Raw genomic sequence first — 18,566 nt, 5'->3', positions numbered from 1 at the left:
CAGAGAGTCGTTAAAACGACTCTCTGTATTTAAAGGTAAACTCTAGATTGACTATCGGATTTTCAGACTGTTTGCCTTCTATTCTGTCAGCGAGCATGTTGGCAGCTCGTTGCCCCATTCCCACTCGGTCAATGTTGACCGTTGTGATTGAAGGTACGTTGTATTCCGCCACATCCAAATCACCAAATCCAATCACAGAAAAGTCGCCCGGAACCTTGATGTTTTGTTTATGAGCTTCAGCGATACAACCTTGTGCAAGAGTGTCAGAAGAGCAGGCGACAACATCGAACGGCTGCTCTGCTGCTAACAAGTGCTGCATTCCGGTACGTCCAGATTGAATTTTAGCCGGGCTAGGAACCTCCGTTACCGTATGGTTAATATCGTTTTGCTTTAAAACTTTAATTATTTCCTGCAGGCGTTTCTGAGCGCGTGAATCTTCAGCCCAAATAAGACCGACATGCTTGGGGCTTTTCTTCACGATCTCGTGGCCAATGGCTTCACCAATCTTGTCATGTGATAAGCCTACTAACATATCGATAGGGGTTGGAGTTGAATCCCATATCTCAACTACCGGAACTGAGGAATTAAGTACAATTTTTTTCAACCGGTTATCGTGGTGAACTCCTGTCAAGACAATGCCATCAGGTCGATGGGACATCAGTGACGAAACAATATCGACTTCGCTTGCCGCACTGTAATCCGAAACGCTAAGCAGAACGTGATAGCCACGCTGTGCTAAACATCCCCGTAGCGCTTCTACGGTTTCCACGAACATGCTGTTGTTAATTTGCGGGACGACGACGCCAATTAAACCACTTTTACTCGAAGCTAAAGCCCCTGCAGCTTTGTTAGGAATGTAGCCGGTACTTTCAACTGCAGATTTCACTTTGTTAAGCGTGCCTTCTTTAACAACCGATGGATTGTTTAAAGCTCGGCTAACTGTCATGGCCGACAACCCTGCAACGCGAGCGACGTCTTCTAATGTAGGGGATTTGGATTTATTCGCTTTCAAAGATTTATTCCTGTTAGCCAGTGGTGATAGAAGAAGCCAGTATTCTAAACAAGGTGGCATTCTAAACACATTGGCGAAGATTTTATCACAGTTACCTTAAGACCAACGTAGCCATTCTATGATTACCATTAAAAATGTTAGCGATAAACAAAATGTACGAATTATGCGTTGCAAAATTAGATGTGTGTAACAATTTATTAGATTTAAACAATACTAATTGTGATCGTTGGGGCAATTTTAACCGGATGACATAGTTTTATGTTTGGTAAAAAGTTATAAATGTTTGCGCTAACATTTAGGTGATAGCAAAAAATAAGTGATAACGAACAGATAAGTTTTTACTTAATCCACTTTTTGCGTAAAGAAGTGCTAAACCTAAACAAGCAATGTGAAACGATTAGAAACAAGGCTTGTAAGCTAAGAATTCATGGTAGGTTGCTAAGGCGACCTGAGTTATTGCTCACTCATGAGCCCTAACCATAAAGGTATAAGACATGACATCTCCAAAAGTTACCGAAGTTAAAGTTATTCCTGTCGCTGGTCGCGATAGTATGTTGCTAAACCTAAGCGGTGCGCACGCGCCTTTCTTCACTCGTAACATCATTATCATTACTGATGAGTCGGGCAACCAAGGTGTGGGTGAAGTTCCGGGAGGCGAGAAAATTCGTCAAACTTTAGAAGATGCAATTCCACTGATCGTTGGTAAAGGTATCGCTGAATACAAAAACATTAAGACCGCAGTATCAAAACAATTTAATGACCGCGACTCTGGTGGTCGTGGTAAACAAACGTTCGATCTACGTACCACCATTCATGTGGTTACGGCTATCGAAGCTGCACTATTGGATCTTCTTGGTAAACATCTTGGTGTGAATGTGGCGTCGCTATTGGGTGATGGTCAGCAACGTGATTTCGTTGAAATGCTCGGCTACTTGTTCTTTATCGGCGATAAAGACGTAACCGATCTGCCATACCAAAACCAAGATGAAGACGAGTGTGAGTGGTATCGTGTTCGTCACCAAAAAGCGATGACACCAGAAACGGTTGCTAACCTAGCCAAAGCTTCTCATGCGAAATACGGTTTCCACGATTTCAAACTGAAAGGCGGTGTTCTTTCTGCGGATGAAGAAGCATTGGCAGTAAAAGCAATCAAAGCTGCATTCCCTGAAGCGCGTGTCACTCTTGACCCTAACGGTGCATGGTCTTTAGATGAAGCGATTCGTATTGGTCTAGAGCTTAAAGACACGTTAGCTTATGCTGAAGACCCATGTGGCGAAGAAAATGGCATGTCTGGTCGCGAAGTATTGGCGGAATTCAAACGTCGTACAGGTCTACCAACAGCAACCAATATGGTGGCAACAGATTGGCGTCAAATGGGGCATTCTCTAAGTCTACAATCCGTCGATATCCCACTGGCTGACCCGCATTTCTGGACAATGGAAGGTTCAGTGCGCGTTGCTCAAATGTGTCATGAGTTTGGTTACACTTGGGGTTCACACTCAAACAACCACTTTGATATCTCGCTTGCGATGTTTACCCACGTAGCGGCAGCGGCTCCTGGCAATATTACTGCCATTGATACACACTGGATTTGGCAAGAAGGCAACCAACGTTTAACTAAAGAGCCTTTCCAAATCGTAGACGGTAAAGTGCAAGTGCCAAATAAACCGGGTCTGGGTGTTGAATTGGATATGGAAAAAGTGGCAGAAGCGCACAAGCTTTATATGGACAACTGTCTCGGTGCGCGTGATGACTCTATTGGTATGCAATACCTGATTAAAGATTGGAAATTCGACCCTAAACGTCCTTGTTTAGTGCGTGATTAAGCGCTAATTGCAATTTGCTGAAAGAACAGTGATATGCACGAGACTAACATTTGAGGTGATGTTCTAACGTTAATTTCTGTATAGTTCTGTAACGGCTCTAAAGACCTATGAAAATAGACTTTGGAGCCGTTTTTTTTGCTTGCAAATAAAACTATAAATACTAGCAATTATCATTTGCATAATGTTAACATCTGACCCTAAAAATTTAACCGAACCTTGTGGTGTATCTAAGGCTGGAAGCTATAGAAAATAAGGTCTGGAAAATAAGCAATATCTATAAATTTAGTGAGTTAAGATTAAGATGCTATCGGATGTATTACAGCAGGCCGTTGAGGCGCAGCGAAAAAGCGAAAAACGTCGCGGAATGATATTAACCAGTTTTGGCGCATTACTCGCAGCTTCTTTTGTTCTTGATATTATGACCGGCCCTTCAATGATTGATGCCAGCTCAGTGATTTACGCTCTGCTTCAGTGCGCAGGTCTGTCATTCCAGGTGGATGATTCAACGCAAGTCATCGTCAGTAACTTACGCTTGCCGATTGCTCTGATGGCGATTTTTGTAGGTGGCTCGTTGGGAATGGGCGGAGCAGAAATGCAAACCTTGCTGAATAACTCCATGGCAAGCCCTTACACATTAGGTATGGCTGCCGCGGCGGGTTTTGGCGCGGCAGTAATGCTTTACACTGGCTCTCTGGGTATTGATAGCAACTTAGCGGTACCTATTGGCGCGTTTGTCTTTTGTATGTTGTCGGCGTGTTTTCTTTTTGCACTGGCGTCAGTTCGTCATATCGGTTCAGGGCAATTGATTCTTGCCGGTATCGCGCTGCTGTTTCTATTCCAATCTTTGCTATCACTTGTGCAGTTCATTTCGTCACCTGAATTGAGCCAACAGATCCTGTTCTGGCTATTCGGTAGTCTTTCAAAAGCGACGTGGACAAATTTAGCGATTACCGCAGCAGTAGTGATGGCGAGCTTGTTGTTGCTACTGCAAGACTCATGGAAACTGACCGCTTTAAAATTTGGTGAAGAGCGAGCGAAAAGCCTTGGTGTGAACATCGTCAAGCTGCGCTTAAAAACCTTGCTGATTGTTGCTGTGATGACGGCAACAGTCACCAGTTTTGTCGGCATCATCGGTTTTATCGGTATCGTTTCACCCAATATCGCCAAGATATTGGTGGGTGAAGATCAGCGTTTCTTCCTTCCGCTTTCTTTCCTTATCGGGGCATTTTTGCTTTCTACTGCATCGGTGTTATCAAAAGTGATTGTACCGGGCGCTCTGTTCCCAATTGGTATTGTGACAGCCATTATCGGTGTGCCTTTCTTCTTCTGGCTCATCATCGCAAGGAGAAGATAAGATGCTTGAAGTAATCCCTATGTTGGAAGTAAACAAACTTAACGTACGGTTAGGTGAGTTAGTTTTAGCAAAAGATATCAGTTTTCAGCTTAAGCCGGGGCAGGTCAACGTTATTCTAGGCCCGAACGGAACTGGTAAAAGTACACTACTGAAAACCTTATTTGGTGATATCAAAACCGAAAGTGGCGAAATTCAGTACGGTAAAGACATTCTTTGTAAAAAGTCTCTTGCTGCTTGGCGTTCGAAGTTTGGTTATATGCCGCAAGATATTCACCTTGATGTGAACATGACGGTCATCGAAGTCGTTCTGCTGGGCAGACTGGATGCTCTTAGCATGCGTATTGAAACCAAAATGTTGCAAGAGGCGTTAAGCATTTTACAGAGTATCGGCTTAGAACACCTTGCTAATCGAGATGTGAGAACATTGAGCGGTGGTCAGTGCCAGATGATTCTGTTCGCACAAGCATTGATGCGCAGCCCTGAAATTCTGATGCTGGATGAACCTGTCAGCGCATTGGATTTACACTATCAACATGTCTTGCTCAACCATCTGGTCACACAAACCAAGCAGCAAAACTACACCACATTAATGGTACTGCATGATCTTAACTTGGCAGCTCAATATGCCGATAATCTTCTGATATTAAACCAGGGTGAGTTGAGAGCGTTTGGTAGCCCGCAAGCGCTGTTAACTAGCGAACTGATCCATGAGCTTTATCATGTGGAAGCTGACGTTCTTACCGATGAAAGTGGAACGCCATTTGTTCGTACGCGTCGTCCGAGTGCGGCTTAAGGTTATTTATCATATCTAATATATAGGTCAGAGTAAAAATTTTCTGGCCTATTTTATATAGTGAAAATCATATTTGATATCTAAGACAGTAAAATTAATTTTAAATGGAACTGAAATCATCTAAATCTTAAATGTTATAATATCATTGAATTAGGTTTTTATTATGTTTGTACATCTAGTACTTTAGACTTACTTTTTAAGTTTTATATAAAAATCAATCGACTCAAACACATTTCTAGAACTATTTAATGTCAATGTTGTATTTATACAACAAAGTTAAGTTAAGTAATTGATCTGCTGTTAAATTCTGATTTTTATTTCTTGTCATATATTGCAAATAATTGAAGTACTTCGGAAATAAATATTTTTTGTCTATTATATGATCAAATTTGATTGTATTTATTATTACAGGGTGTTTTTTAGTTAGTATCGTGTGGATATATGAAATTTGAAATGACTAATAGCGAAATTAATTCAAAGTTTACTCATCGAGAACCTTGTGGTAAGTCAAAACAAGAATTGCAGCAAGAGTTGGGTGCATTTAGTGAATTATTGTCTTCAATAGTTAGTAAAGGAATGGTTAAGAAACTTAGCTTCTACACTAAGTCATTATTCTTCATATGGTGACAAACTATCGATTACAGACATTGATAATCTGCTTGAATATTTTTATGTAGAACTTGATAAGCAGGAAAATATATCATTTCTCAATGAGCTTAGGGTAAAGAGAATAGATAACAAAACTTTGGTAGTTGCTGGGAAAATAAAAAATAAATTATTACGAAAACCTCGAGATTCAATTCATGAATTTAAAAAAATTAACTTCTTAAACGAAGTTATCCATTTGGCTAAGTTCGAAGGATTAGAAATCAGTAATGTGAATTTTTTACTGAGAAATAGAAAATATTCATCATTTGATATTTTGAGTAATGAACGAGGGTTAAAAGGTGATTATTCAAATGATTCAATATCTTCGTTGATCAATAGTTATGTATGAGGGAGTCCTCAATGATTAAACTAATAGAATTGGTTTTAATTGTATCAGCCGCTATTTCCTTAATAACAACGATAGTATTACTTGTTGTATATAAATTGAAGAAAGACAGTGAATATTTAGGTCAATTACCTAATGTTACAGTATTTGTTCCATTTTATAACGAAAATCCAGACGTGTTGCGGCGAGTCATAAGCTGCATTGAAAGCCAAGATTATCCAAACGAAATACAGGTTTTATTAATAGATGACGGTTCGACTAACTCAACGTTAGAAGACATTGAAGGTTGGATAAGTGTACCGCATAAGTATCAATACGAAATCGTAAAACGAACAATTAATCAGGGTAGGAAAGGTTATGCATTAGATCATGCATTACAACTTGGGATCGCCACTGGTGAAGTCTACATCGTAGTGGACAGTGATACCTTTATACAGCCAAACGGAATAATAGAACTCGTCCAAAAATTGTGGTCGCATGACAAATACGCGGCAGTATGTGGCTACATTACGCCTTCTAATTATAAAAGTAGTTTTGTTGGGCTATTGCAGCATTACGAGCACATTAGTTTTTATGGGGCTATACGCACAGCACAAGACAAATTAGGTTTTGTTCCCGTAATGGCTGGCGCTTTCGTTGCTCATCGAGCATCAGTTGTGAAAGAGTTAGGAGGTTGGAGTGAATGGTTAGTTGAAGATATTGCATGGTGCTGGAAAGCTATCTCTAATCAATACAAAACAGGTTACGCACCTAAGGCAAAAGCTAAAACGCAATGTCCGTTAGATACGAAAAGTCTATTTAAACAAAGAAGAAGGTGGGCCAGGGGGCGTGTCGAGGCTTATAAAATCGCATGGAAAACACATTGGTTTGCTGGCTTATGCTCAACACCGTGGTTTTTTGTTACGGCTACTCAATATATATTTCCATCAACGTTTATTCTGTTAACAGTGTTAGTTGTATTTAATATATGGATCCCAATTGTATTAGCATCACTCAATTTCGTTATTTATTTTTATTTAGTATTGTCATATATCAATGATTACGACTTAAAGAATGATATTTCTTTAACTCAAATGTTTAAAGCCCCGGTTTTCAAAATACTACTTGAATGTATCACCTGGCTTCCGAACCTATTTGGTTATATTGATGAATTGTCAGGAAAAAAGAAAATATGGTTGACCCGTTAGAGTTTGGGTTAATTACGTATGAGCGCAGTACTTTTTTACTGCATTAATAAAAGGAAATTGTTATGTATAACTTAACTGAAGATGAAGTTTTATTGGTTGATGGCGGTGGTGATGGTGGTAGAGGTAGATCTTCGGGACGCTCTTCTAATGGATATCCGGTTTCAAGAATTGCAATGATAGACCAAGCTAGAAGGTCGACACTTGAACAAAAACAAAATTTACTAGGGATCAGCGGTAGTGTAATTGGAGTTGTAGGTACCTGTAATCCAGCTAGCTTTTCTACGGGATTTGGAGCGGCTGCATGTGTATCTTCGGCAATCGGATTAGCTCAGGGGTTTGCAGGTATGGCTGGTGGTAGAGGTCTATAGAGAGGATGGTAGTCCGCGTTAGTGCGGACTATTAACTAATAGTTGAGGAAATGAAATGATAAATATTGAAGATATTTTTAAAAAAGACGGGGTTTTATATAGGAATGGAAAATATTTCATTTTTCATAAGACTATGTGGGGACGAGTGATGGTAGAGAAATATTCTTCTGGTTATAAATGCAAGCCGGAACTATATCCTCACTATATTTCTATTTTTCTTTCTTCGTTGTTTATTTTCATAAAACCAGCCGGTACATTCATTTTTTACTTATCTACTTTCATGTTGATGTTTGGTCTAGTTGCAGTTGTTAAAACGCTAAAAAGAAAAAAATACGTAGAATCTGTCATTAATGAAAATATGTGATGTCAGGTGAAAGTAATGTTATACATGAATGAGAAATTGATGGTTACTTGGTATAGGTGTTCAAACCGATGAGTTATCTACTACTCTGTGTTAAGGGTAATTGTAGTCATTTAGCCTCTATTGTTTAGATAGTACTGCCGTTAATTATAAGTTTTCGCTTGTGTTGGTCTATTAAATTGATTTGGCGTTTAGCCTCAGGTAACTGAGGCTAAAAAGGAGGCTCTATGATAATTGCTTTTTTTCTTCCCTTATAGGGACATTTCTTCTCTATTATGTATTAGGTGTATCTTTTCCATCAGGAGTAAGAGGATTTCTTTCAATAGTAATTTTGGTTTTTCTAATTATAGGGATAAATGTTTTCTTTAAATTTATTGTAAATGTTACAAAAGGTAGTGAGTAACATTCAATCCGCATGTTTAGTTATATTAAAGTTGGTTCTGGTTGTTTTTTTGTTAATGGTTTAATTTTTTATTATATGGAAATCTGATGTTTTAATTTTATTTGCCAAAGAGCGCCATACTCTTTTACTGTATTAATAAAAGGAAGTTGTTATGTATAACTTAACTGAAAATGAAGTCTTATTGGTTGATGGCGGTGGTGATGGTGGATGCGGTGGATCTTCAAGCCAGCGTTCTAGTGGATATCCTGCATCAAAAGGCACTTATAATCGTCCTGGTTATGGCCCTCTGAGCCCTAACTGTGTAGGTAGTACTCTTGCCGGTGCTATCGGTGGTTATATGACTTGAGGACCTTTAGGTGGGCTTGTTGGAGCCAATATGGGGTCATATTCTGGTGGTTGTTTTAATGGTAGAGGTGGTTATTAATTTCGCTTGAGAGGTGTTAAATTTTAACACCTCATTTTCAATAGGAGGAAATATGAGTAATAATTTTGATGTTAAATATGAAAATGCTAAAAATGAACTCAAATCTAAAGGAATTAAAGTTGTTGTTTATGTGGAGGTGTTAAATAAGTTTGGTTTAAAGATTAAACCTTTCCAGTATGATGGTTTTATGTGTAATGTGGTAAAGCTATATCCTGCATGGTTATTTATTTTTTATGTTTTTTCTCTCATTAATTCTAATGATTATTATTTGTATGAGTTATTTTTCTATCCGCTTGTATGTTCAATCATATTGTCTTTTTTCTACTTTTATCAGAGGGTGTCAAAAAATATAAAAAAATGGAAAGATTTGTAGCTATCACGCGGCAGTATGGGGCTATACGCACAGAACAAGACAAATTAGGTTTTGTTCCTTAATACTTAGTGAGTTAAATGATAAAAGATAAAAAAAATCTATATCGAACGGGTTACTTTGAATCTCAAAAAATGGACGGTGAGGGGCGCATTTTACTTAAAGTCTCATTTAATCAAAATGTTTACTTGTGCCTTTCTGTCATTCTTCTGTTGTTAGTTATTATTTTTGTTAGTTTTTCAGAGTATACCAGAAGGGAAACATTAGTTGGAATTGTCAGTCCTCTCGGCGGAACAGTTAAAGTCCGAGCAATACGGATTGCAAGGAATAATGAAAAACCAATTACAAAATTAATTAGTGGAGAGTTGGTGACAAAAATTGAACATGAAGGCGAAGATATTATTGCTTGCCAGATGCCCCCTTATTTAACTAACGCTGCTAATTAACAGTAAAAGCCAGTACGTGAGGTACTGGCTTTTTAATCTCTGCCTTCTATTACAGCTCAGTAACGAACGTACCTTTAGGTACCACTGGTAGGTAGTTCTTGTAGAAGTTCAAATACGCTTGGTTTGGATCTAAATCGGCGAACAATTCTGGGTACATTGCTTTTGCGTAGAACTGAATCATTGCACCATCAAGAATGGTGCGGCATGCGCCGTGGTAAGCCGCGTACATACGGTTGTTTTTCACTGCTGTAATTGAAGACCAGCCAGTACGCTTCTTAAAGCCTGCTAAACGCTCTTTCGCTACAGATTCTTGCACACCTTGACCCATTACCATTGAATCACCGCCTGTACCCGTTTCGTAACCAGTAATGACGATAACATCTGGGTTCGCGGCAATGATTTGCTCTGGGTTTAGTTTGCCCCACCATTCAACATATGGTGCTGAAATGTTGTTACCGCCAGCCACAGTAGCGATAGCTCCCCACATGTTCTTACCGAATGTGTAGCCAATTTCGTTGATGCCAGACGCACCGTACTCAGTATAGACTTTAGGTTGGGCAAGGTTTGCTTTCTCCAAACGAGCAGTGATCATCTCAATGTTCTGCTTATATTCGTTGGCGATTTTAGCCGCGCGCTCTTGTTGTCCTGTGATCACACCGATAAGCTCGGTACTCTTGATATGACGGTCTAGAGTTTGAGCGTTGTAGTCCACCACAATAATGGGAATACCAGCGTTTTCAAGACGCTGGATATCACTACCTAAGCCTTTGTATTGCCAGTCAGCCAGCATGATAAGGTCTGGTCTTAGGCTGATCACTTTCTCTACTGAAAACGTATTGGTATCTACACGACCAATACCCGGAATCTCGTCGAGTGAAGGGCGGTGTTTGACGTTCATTTCCCAGTTTGCGGGACGTGCTTGCCAGATGTATTTCGACATGCCAACAACGTTGTCATACGCAGCTTCAGTACCAATTGCCATGTAATCTTCTGGGTAGAAACCAACAATAACGCGCTTCGCTGGCGCATCGAAAGTTACTTCGCGGTCAAGTACGTCTGTAACGGTAGTAGTTTGAGCAAAGCTGTAAAAAGCAAACAGCAAAGTAGAGAGGCTAAACAGTTTTTGAATCATGTAATGAAACCTTTTATTGTCCTTGTTTAAAAGATCGTTATTTATGCCGCTTGTATGGTGGTTGGCGCTGATTATATTGTCAAGATAAATGCACATGCAAACTATTATCATTTATTTTTCTATAATTTTATTGTCTAACTCATAGCGTTTATGGTTCATTGCTACAAATATTGTTCATTGCTACAAATCGCCCATTCCAGTTCAAAGATGTGTGATTCTGGCAACACCTATCGCACTTTCACCGCTATTCTGTAGGTATGGAAAGTTTGCTCTTGTCAGTTGTAAGGAATGAAAATGGAAGATTTTATTTTACCAAGTAACAATCCTATGCCTCGCTTAGGCTTGGGCACTTGGTATATGGGTGAAAACCAGAGAACTCGTAAGCAGGAAGTGGCAGCGTTGCGCTTTGGTATTGAGTATGGTGCGCGCTTGATTGACTGCGCTGAAATGTACGGAGAAGGTGAAGCCGAAAGCATTGCGGGTGAAGCGATGAAAGGCTTCCGCGACCAGCTTTATATCGTGAGTAAGTTTTATCCGCACAACGCTTCACGCAAGGGTGTGGTCACGGCGTGTGAGAGAAGTTTACATCGACTGAATACCGATTATTTAGATATGTATCTTCTTCACTGGATGGGTTCTGTACCTTTTGCAGAGACACTGGAAGCGCTCTATTTATTAAAAGAGCAGGGCAAGATCCGAGATTATGGTGTCAGCAATCTTGATATTGATGATTTAAAAGACTTTTGCGCTGCTGATTCTCAAGGGCTTTGTGCAACAAACCAAGTGCTTTATAACTTAGCGTGTAGAGAGCCTGAGTGGGCGGTCAAACCGTTTTGTGATCAAAAAGGAATGTCTATGATGGCATACTGTCCATTAGATCAAGGCTCTTTGCTGTTCGAACCGGCACTGCAGACGATTGCAGACAAACATAATGCCACACCAGCTCAAATAGCATTAGCTTGGTTGCTTCATCAACCTGGAGTTATTGCTATTCCTAAATCTAGCACGATTTCCCGAGTAAAAGAGAATTTGGACGCTGCAAATATCCGTTTAGCCGCCAGTGATCTAGAGCTTCTCAATCGAGAATTTCCAGCGCCGAGCAACGCTTACGAAGGGCGAATAGGAATACGATAAAGCAAAAAAACAAAGAGCCGCATTGGCAGCTCTTTTGCTGGGTGCTCATCAAAGCAACAGCTTAAATTAATGGAAGAAATCTACCTGCTGCTTAAGGTGTTTTGATAGCTCCGCTAATTGTTGCGCACTATCTGACGTTTGCGCGCTTGTTTCACGGCTACGAATAGTGAGATCGGAAATTTCAGAAGCACTTGTCGCCACTTCTTGCGAAACCTGTGCTTGCTGTTCTGCGGTTGTGGCAATCGCCTCAGCTTGTCCTGCTATCCCACGTACTTGTTCAGTAATGGATTCAAGCGACGAACCTGCTTCTTGCGCTTTATCGAGTACCTTGGTGGCGTTTTGCTGGCTTTGATGCATCAAAGAGACCGCATTGCCTGTCGAACTCCTTAATTGGTTAATAATTTGAACCACATCTTTAACCGACATTTGTGTCCGAGCCGCAAGGGTTCGCACTTCATCGGCAACGACGGCAAAACCACGACCTTGTTCACCTGCTCGAGCGGCTTCGATTGCAGCGTTAAGCGCCAACAAATTAGTCTGTTCGGCAATATCATCAATCATTTTGGTCACGCTTTGAATACTATTGCTGTCGTTGTTTACCTGTTCAATGGCTTTCGCTGATTGACCGAGTTGATCGTTAAGCTGCGCCACGTCCAAGCAAACTTCCTCTACTTTGTTCAAACCTGTTTGAGTGCTTTCATCGGCTTGACGAACGTTCTCAGCGATCGCTTCAACTTGCTGTGCGACGGATTTCGCCGATGTTGCCATCTCTTCAATAGCAGTGATAACTTGCTCAGCTTGTTGCTGCTGCGCATCAGACTGACGCAAGTTGCTTTGCGCATCATTTAACACACTGTTTGACTGATCTTCGACTTGTTCACTGGTGGCGCGAATATCACCAACCAACGAATTTAGGCGTAGCGCCATGCCGCTGACATTATTGGTGAGTCTGATCACCTCGTTTTGAGAATTCTGCTCACCGGTAGCGACCTGAATACTGACTTCGCCTTCACCTAAACGTTCCATATAACCGCTTAGGGTGGTTAACGGTTTGGTGCTGCGGCTGATAAACACACTCATTACGACAAAAGTCAGGGCACCGACAATCAGTGAAATCATCGCGATTAACTTAAGCAGCTCATCGCTTTCTTTGGTTACCTCATGGATAAAAGTACCGCCCATCAGTTTCCACTCCCAACCGGGAATCGTGGTATAGACGATATACTTTTCACCAACGGTACCATTAAATTCATAAGGGTAGATCAAGGTGCCGCTTTGTTGCTGAAATATCGCGCCAAAAGGTTTGTTGCCGTTGTAATCGGCCACTTCCAGAATCGAAGGATCAGATGGTTTAAATTTGGGATGCAGCAAATAGTGACCCAAATTGGTCTTATCGTTATCAACAATGATGGTATAGCCGGTGTCACCCCAAGTAACAGACTGCAGTGATTCAAAGATGGATTGGGTTACATCGGAAACCGACAGGGCGATACTCGAGATGGCAATCACTTTGCCGTCATCATTGATAATCGGAGCATAGTAGGCGATGTATTCAGTACCATATAAAGTGACTGAATTATAAAAAGACTCACCATTCATAATCTTATTGTAGGCAGGGTGGCTAGTGCCTAACAATGAGCCTATTTCACGTTGCCCATCCGCGTTACGCAACGAGGTGGAGACCCGGATCCAGTCATTCCCTGCAGGAGCAAAAATAGTCGCGACAGCGCCAGTCGCTTCAGTAAACGCATCAGGTTTGCGCACATCATTGAGCAGGCTCTCGCCCCAGATGGTAATGTCGCGCACCTGATAGCCATTATAGGCAACCTCATAGTCTTCAACATAGAGTCCCTCTAAATACCCTTTTTGAAAAGTTGATTCTAAAATTTTGGCGGTATTCAGATAAGCACTGGTATTGACCTGCAATGGTCTTGCCCATAGCTTCTATTCTGGATTGCTGCTCTTTTAGTGTGGTAGATAGCAGCGCTTGCGAAGCGTTGCGATAGACCAACACGGCAATGCTGGCAAAAGCAATGACTAAACATAACGTCATCACAGCCTGTAACTGAAACTTCAGACTTTTATTACGGTAATACTGGATCATAGACATCCCTACATAATGGTGATTTATTGTATTTTCATTATGGTGTTGTGTTAGTAGGCTACGGCTAATCTAATCGTAGCCTACTATTGATATTTTTGTGCAAATCGATGAATTAGTTCTCTATTTCAGCTCGGTTCGCACAGTTTTGGCTATAATCGCCATTGAGTGCGGCAATCAGATTGTTAACGGCACATTGCACCATGTTGTAACGCGTTTCTGTGGTTGCTGAACCTATGTGCGGTAACAAGAATGCGTTATCCAGTTGATTAAGAGGTGATGATGCAGGCAGAGGCTCAACTTCAAACACATCCAAACCAGCAGCGCGAATGGTTTTGTTTTTCAATGCTGCGATTAATGCATGTTCATCAACCACTTTGCCACGTGCAGCGTTGACAAATATGGCGCTGGATTTCATCCGTTCAAATTGTTCTTTGCCAAACATTTTTTCTGTGGCAGCGCTGAGTGGAACCAGTACCACAACGAAATCGCAAGTTGAAAGTAGTTCATTAAGTTCTAGCCGTTGTGCGGCAAAATCACGCTCTGCTTCTAAGTTCGCAGAACGGTTGTAATAGCAGATAGACATGCCAAATCCCATATGAGCACGTTTCGCGACGGCGTAACCGATGCGACCCATACCGACGATACCCATCTTCTTATGGTGAAGATCAACACCGAAGTATTCGGCCGGAAGATTTCTGTCCCAGCGACCTCTTCTTACCATATTTGAAACTTCGACTGCTCTGCGGGCCGTTCCTAAAGCAAGAAGAATGACAGTGTCTGCCACGGTTTCATTTAATACACCCGGCGTATGCATTAGGGCAATTTTGCGTTGTGAAAGATAGTCAAACCCGAACTGATCAATACCCACAGAAATGGTCGAGACCGCTTGCAGATGTGGCGCGGTGTCGAGCAACTCATTGGGCATCATGACACTTGAGCCAATGATGCCGTGCGCTGTTGTTAATGCTGTGTTGAATTCTACGCGGTTAGTATCATTAAGTTCATTAAATACAGTGACATCAAAGTGTTCATTCAGACGGTTGAGTTCTTTTTCTGGAATACTCTTATACACAATGACTTTCTTTTTCATCTACTCTCTCCAGGGCAACGTCGCAATCGCTGTCAAACACCACTATTTGTAAATATGTACAGCTGGAAAACTTAGATTGCTTCAATTTTTACTTACCTTATATTGTTCTTAGATTGTGATCTATACTAACAAAAGTAAAAACAATTATTTGAATAAAACATAAAGTTAACTAAACGTGAATATATCTAACATTGTTTGATAATTATGTATTTGTAATTATTCACAATAAAATACATATTTTGCATGTATCAATAACACATTGTTTTTAAATGGATAATTTTTTATTGTTCTTGTGGTGGGAAATTAACTTGTTAGTCAGGAGTCATTCTATGCATTATTTTCGTTAATCTAACCCGATGTATTGTGATATAGATCGTTAACTATTAAATGAGTTTAATTTTTAAAAAATAATTGCAACTTAAGAAGTTAGACTAAGGTCTAGTTTTTAACGTTTGGTTGTGACTTACATCCCCGGCTTTGTAACTTTGAACAAAACTGGATAAATAAAAAACAGAATAATTTGATAATACTTCTGATGTAACTCATCGCTTGATGAACTAATTTTTATGGCATGAACATCACTCAAAGAAGCTTGTGAAATGAATAATACCTTGCCTCGTTACATTAAAGTACATCCTAGCGATAACGTAGCCATCGTTGTTAACGATGGTGGTTTACCGAAAGGAACAATGTTTAACGACGAATTTCAATTGCAGGAAGATATTCCTGAAGGTCATAAAGTCGCTCTTGTTGATTTTGCTCCAGGAGACAAAATCCGTCGTTATGGTGAAGTGATTGGTTATGCCAATACCGTCATAGTCAGAGGCGGATGGATTAACGAATTTCTCGTCGACATTCCTGAAGCGCCACCATTGGCAGATATTCCACTGGCCACTAATGTCCCTGAGCCGTTGCCACCACTAACTGGTTACACCTTTAAAGGTTACCGCAATGCCGATGGCAGTGTGGGTACCAAGAACCTGCTTGGTATTACAACTAGCGTGCATTGTGTCGCGGGTGTGGTGGATTACGTCGTCAATATTATTAAACGTGATTTGTTACCTAAATATCCGAATGTGGACGGAGTGGTTGGTTTAAACCATTTATATGGCTGTGGTGTCGCGATTAACGCGCCAGCAGCGGTAGTACCGATTCGTACTATCCATAACCTTGCATTGAACCCGAATTTCGGTGGTGAAGTGATGGTGGTGGGTTTAGGTTGTGAAAAACTGCAACCAGAAAAGCTACTTAAGGGAACGGATGATGTTAAAGGCATCAACGTTGATCCGGATGACATTATTTCACTGCAAAGTGACAATCATGTCGGTTTTCAATCTATGGTTCGTAGCATTTTGCAAACTGCCGAGAAGCATCTGATTAAACTGAATGCTCGCCAACGCGAAGAGTGCCCAGTATCGGAGCTGGTTGTTGGTACCCAGTGTGGTGGTAGCGATGCTTTTTCTGGCGTGACAGCTAACCCTGCGGTTGGTGTTGCGGCTGACCTATTTGTGCGAGCCGGGGCCACCGTGATGTTTTCAGAAGTGACGGAAGTGCGCGACGCGGTATATCTGCTTGGTCCTCGCTGTGAAAGCAAAGAAGTGGGTCAACGCCTAATGGATGAAATGGCTTGGTACGATCATTATCTAAGCCTAGGACAAACAGACCGAAGAGAGAATCCATCTCCGGGGAATAAGAAGGGAGGCTTAGCAAACGTAGTTGAGAAAGCTTTGGGATCTATTGCGAAATCAGGCAGCAGCGCAATCGTAGAGGTTCTTTCGCCTGGGCAACGTCCAACGAAAAGAGGTTTGATCTACGCAGCGACACCAGCCAGTGATTTCGTGTGTGGTACTCAGCAAGTATCTTCAGGCATTACTGTTCAATTGTTTACAACTGGTCGCGGTACTCCGTACGGACTAGAAGCGGTTCCGGTCATTAAAGTGGCAACTCGAACTCCGCTTGCTAGACGTTGGCATGATCTGATGGACATTGACGCAGGCACTGTTGCAACGGGTGACAACACATTAGAAGAGATGGGTTGGGAAATTTTCCACTACGTTATCGCAGTGGCGAGTGGTGAGAAGAAAACTTACTCAGATCAATGGGGTCTGCATAACGCGCTGGCAGTATTTAACCCAGCACCAGTGACTTAAAAATAATAAGGGTCTGTGTTTCTAAGAACGATAGACCCTACCTATACCTACACATTTTTAAATTAAGTGAAACGAGAGGAATTTATGAAAAAATTCGTAAGGAACGCAATCGCACTTTCTCTAATGGCGCTGCCAATGGTCGCAATGAGTGCAGACAAACCAAACTTTGGTAACGTTCGTGTTGTTATTGGTTCTAAATCAACCGGCGGTGACACATACCAAGCAGCCGCTATTGTTTCTGAAGCACTAGCGAAGAAACTGGATGCAAACGTGAAAGTTGATGCCGTTGGTGAAACGGCTGCATTCCAAACTATTCGTCGCGTGAGCAATGGTAGCACCATTATGATTTTCCATGACCAATCTTACCTTGGTCATTTATATGGAACTAAAGGTTACTATGACATCTTTAATGAGTTCATCATCGGTCCAACTTTTGCCATCAACCCGGCCAACGCATACTTAGTACCGAAGAAGTCTCCATACAACACACTGGATGATATTATTGATGCTGTTGGCAAAGGTGAAACTGTTCGCGTAGCGATCCAACCTGGTGGTGTATCTGAAATTGGCTATAGTGCGGTTAAGAACGCAATCAAAATGAAATACCCAGGTAAAGAGTCAAACTTTATTGCGGTAAACACGGGTTCCCAATCAGACAAAAACCAGTTGTTGTTTGATGGTTTGGCTAACATGATCCAAGGTAGTCTACCTGCAAACGAACAGTTTACTCGTCTGGATGCCTCTGATCAAAAAGCAATGAAATTCGTCTGGTTGACTTCAACTCGTGACACCATTGCCAACGTAAACAAAAACGGTTTTGGCGGCTTATCTAAAGAGCAAATTTATTCTTACGCAGAGCCAGAAGTTCAAGTCCCAATGGATGCTACAACCAACTTCACCTTTGATAAAGAGTTCTTCTTCCTATACAACAAGAAGATGCCAAAAGACCAAATCGAATATATCGACCAAGCTCTGAAAGAAATTTACGCTGAAGGCGAAATTCAAAAGACCTTTGAAAAAGCGTTCTTTGTACCTAACTTCCGTGATTCAAAAGCAGCACTTGAACACTTACAAGCTAAGAACGACAAGTACAAAGAAGTACTTAAAAACATCACAGAATAACTATCGACTCGTCCTCGATGGTAAACAAGGTGCCCGCGAAAGCGGGCCTTTTTGTTTGCCCAGCAAAGCTGGCAAACCCGTCCACTTGAAAGAAAGTGGAGTCACCCTGACTAAGGGGAAGACAATCCGAATGGCAAGGGCGTCACGGGCTAACGGTGGGGTCTGAAGGAAGCCATAGGAAGTTAGATGTACACAACTAACCGTAATCTGTTTCGGCGGTACTGGTGGGTAAGCGTCCAAAATAGCGCAAAGCCCAATACTTAGTCAGACCAATACTGTGATTGAGGGTGGGATAT

General features: G+C 41.2%; 15 protein-coding genes and 1 pseudogene. 12 read left to right on the top strand and 4 right to left on the bottom strand.

Annotated features, from left to right (window positions below):
• Nucleotides 1–10 precede the first annotated feature (10 nt).
• Nucleotides 11–1,012: a LacI family DNA-binding transcriptional regulator gene (locus tag ACK5MF_RS01185; RefSeq protein WP_416918579.1), complete on the bottom strand. Its 1,002-nt coding sequence runs from the start codon at nt 1,010–1,012 to the stop codon at nt 11–13.
• 494 nt (nt 1,013–1,506) lie between these two features.
• Here ACK5MF_RS01185 and gudD point away from each other — a divergent pair, with 494 nt between their 5' ends.
• From gudD to ACK5MF_RS01140, 9 genes are all read left to right on the top strand, one after another.
• Nucleotides 1,507–2,838, top strand: a complete 1,332-nt coding sequence (gene gudD / locus ACK5MF_RS01180) for a glucarate dehydratase (protein ID WP_416918577.1) — start codon at nt 1,507–1,509, stop codon at nt 2,836–2,838.
• Between the two features lie 301 nt (nt 2,839–3,139).
• Nucleotides 3,140–4,192 carry a FecCD family ABC transporter permease gene (locus tag ACK5MF_RS01175; RefSeq protein WP_416918575.1) on the top strand — a complete coding sequence of 351 codons (1,053 nt, stop codon included), beginning with the start codon at nt 3,140–3,142 and terminating at the stop codon, nt 4,190–4,192.
• Between the two features lies 1 nt (nt 4,193).
• Nucleotides 4,194–4,985, top strand: a complete 792-nt coding sequence (locus tag ACK5MF_RS01170; protein WP_416918573.1) for an ABC transporter ATP-binding protein — start codon at nt 4,194–4,196, stop codon at nt 4,983–4,985.
• Between the two features lie 1,008 nt (nt 4,986–5,993).
• A complete protein-coding gene (locus ACK5MF_RS01165; RefSeq protein ID WP_416918571.1) occupies nt 5,994–7,166 on the top strand; it encodes a glycosyltransferase in 1,173 nt (390 codons plus the stop codon).
• 62 nt (nt 7,167–7,228) lie between these two features.
• A complete protein-coding gene (locus ACK5MF_RS01160) occupies nt 7,229–7,534 on the top strand; it encodes a hypothetical protein (protein ID WP_171138661.1) in 306 nt (101 codons plus the stop codon).
• A gap of 55 nt (nt 7,535–7,589) precedes the next feature.
• Nucleotides 7,590–7,898, top strand: a complete 309-nt coding sequence (locus ACK5MF_RS01155; protein WP_416918569.1) for a hypothetical protein — start codon at nt 7,590–7,592, stop codon at nt 7,896–7,898.
• A gap of 551 nt (nt 7,899–8,449) precedes the next feature.
• Nucleotides 8,450–8,644, top strand: a complete 195-nt coding sequence (locus ACK5MF_RS01150) for a hypothetical protein (protein ID WP_416918568.1) — start codon at nt 8,450–8,452, stop codon at nt 8,642–8,644.
• Between the two features lie 130 nt (nt 8,645–8,774).
• Nucleotides 8,775–9,095 carry a DUF6404 family protein gene (locus ACK5MF_RS01145; RefSeq protein WP_416918566.1) on the top strand — a complete coding sequence of 107 codons (321 nt, stop codon included), beginning with the start codon at nt 8,775–8,777 and terminating at the stop codon, nt 9,093–9,095.
• Nucleotides 9,096–9,172: 77 nt separating this feature from the next.
• Nucleotides 9,173–9,538, top strand: a complete 366-nt coding sequence (locus ACK5MF_RS01140; protein ID WP_416918564.1) for a hypothetical protein — start codon at nt 9,173–9,175, stop codon at nt 9,536–9,538.
• Between the two features lie 49 nt (nt 9,539–9,587).
• Here ACK5MF_RS01140 and ACK5MF_RS01135 read toward each other — a convergent pair whose 3' ends face one another.
• Entirely contained in the window at nt 9,588–10,670 is a 1,083-nt protein-coding gene (locus ACK5MF_RS01135; protein WP_416918562.1) for an ABC transporter substrate-binding protein, read from the bottom strand.
• A 294-nt stretch (nt 10,671–10,964) separates the two neighbouring features.
• Here ACK5MF_RS01135 and ACK5MF_RS01130 point away from each other — a divergent pair, with 294 nt between their 5' ends.
• Entirely contained in the window at nt 10,965–11,804 is an 840-nt protein-coding gene (locus ACK5MF_RS01130; RefSeq protein WP_416918560.1) for an aldo/keto reductase, read from the top strand.
• 66 nt (nt 11,805–11,870) lie between these two features.
• On the opposite strand, the pseudogene ACK5MF_RS01125 reads toward ACK5MF_RS01130, so the two are convergent.
• Both ACK5MF_RS01125 and ACK5MF_RS01120 read right to left on the bottom strand, forming a co-directional pair.
• A pseudogene (locus ACK5MF_RS01125) lies at nt 11,871–13,908 on the bottom strand (Cache 3/Cache 2 fusion domain-containing protein).
• A 112-nt stretch (nt 13,909–14,020) separates the two neighbouring features.
• A complete protein-coding gene (locus ACK5MF_RS01120) occupies nt 14,021–14,998 on the bottom strand; it encodes an NAD(P)-dependent oxidoreductase (RefSeq protein WP_416918558.1) in 978 nt (325 codons plus the stop codon).
• A 599-nt stretch (nt 14,999–15,597) separates the two neighbouring features.
• Between ACK5MF_RS01120 and garD the strand changes: the two genes are divergently transcribed.
• Together garD and ACK5MF_RS01110 are read left to right on the top strand one after the other, a co-directional pair.
• A complete protein-coding gene (gene garD, locus ACK5MF_RS01115) occupies nt 15,598–17,148 on the top strand; it encodes a galactarate dehydratase (protein WP_416918556.1) in 1,551 nt (516 codons plus the stop codon).
• A gap of 84 nt (nt 17,149–17,232) precedes the next feature.
• Nucleotides 17,233–18,270, top strand: coding sequence for a hypothetical protein (locus tag ACK5MF_RS01110; RefSeq protein WP_416918554.1), 1,038 nt, complete (start codon nt 17,233–17,235; stop codon nt 18,268–18,270).
• Nucleotides 18,271–18,566 lie beyond the last annotated feature (296 nt).

The organism is Vibrio sp., assembly GCF_047973365.1.
Classification (GTDB): domain Bacteria; phylum Pseudomonadota; class Gammaproteobacteria; order Enterobacterales; family Vibrionaceae; genus Vibrio.
The sequence above is the reverse complement of the archived record's forward strand: the minus strand, read 5'-3'. Positions and strand labels throughout refer to the sequence as shown.

Coding starts and splice junctions, on each gene's coding strand:
- gudD (WP_416918577.1), top strand. CDS start 1,507: ATGACATCTCCAAAAGTTACCGAAGTTAAAGTTATTCCTGTCGCTGGT.
- ACK5MF_RS01175 (WP_416918575.1), top strand. CDS start 3,140: ATGCTATCGGATGTATTACAGCAGGCCGTTGAGGCGCAGCGAAAAAGC.
- ACK5MF_RS01170 (WP_416918573.1), top strand. CDS start 4,194: ATGCTTGAAGTAATCCCTATGTTGGAAGTAAACAAACTTAACGTACGG.
- ACK5MF_RS01165 (WP_416918571.1), top strand. CDS start 5,994: ATGATTAAACTAATAGAATTGGTTTTAATTGTATCAGCCGCTATTTCC.
- ACK5MF_RS01160 (WP_171138661.1), top strand. CDS start 7,229: ATGTATAACTTAACTGAAGATGAAGTTTTATTGGTTGATGGCGGTGGT.
- ACK5MF_RS01155 (WP_416918569.1), top strand. CDS start 7,590: ATGATAAATATTGAAGATATTTTTAAAAAAGACGGGGTTTTATATAGG.
- ACK5MF_RS01150 (WP_416918568.1), top strand. CDS start 8,450: ATGTATAACTTAACTGAAAATGAAGTCTTATTGGTTGATGGCGGTGGT.
- ACK5MF_RS01145 (WP_416918566.1), top strand. CDS start 8,775: ATGAGTAATAATTTTGATGTTAAATATGAAAATGCTAAAAATGAACTC.
- ACK5MF_RS01140 (WP_416918564.1), top strand. CDS start 9,173: ATGATAAAAGATAAAAAAAATCTATATCGAACGGGTTACTTTGAATCT.
- ACK5MF_RS01135 (WP_416918562.1), bottom strand. CDS start 10,670: ATGATTCAAAAACTGTTTAGCCTCTCTACTTTGCTGTTTGCTTTTTAC.
- ACK5MF_RS01130 (WP_416918560.1), top strand. CDS start 10,965: ATGGAAGATTTTATTTTACCAAGTAACAATCCTATGCCTCGCTTAGGC.
- ACK5MF_RS01120 (WP_416918558.1), bottom strand. CDS start 14,998: ATGAAAAAGAAAGTCATTGTGTATAAGAGTATTCCAGAAAAAGAACTC.
- garD (WP_416918556.1), top strand. CDS start 15,598: ATGAATAATACCTTGCCTCGTTACATTAAAGTACATCCTAGCGATAAC.
- ACK5MF_RS01110 (WP_416918554.1), top strand. CDS start 17,233: ATGAAAAAATTCGTAAGGAACGCAATCGCACTTTCTCTAATGGCGCTG.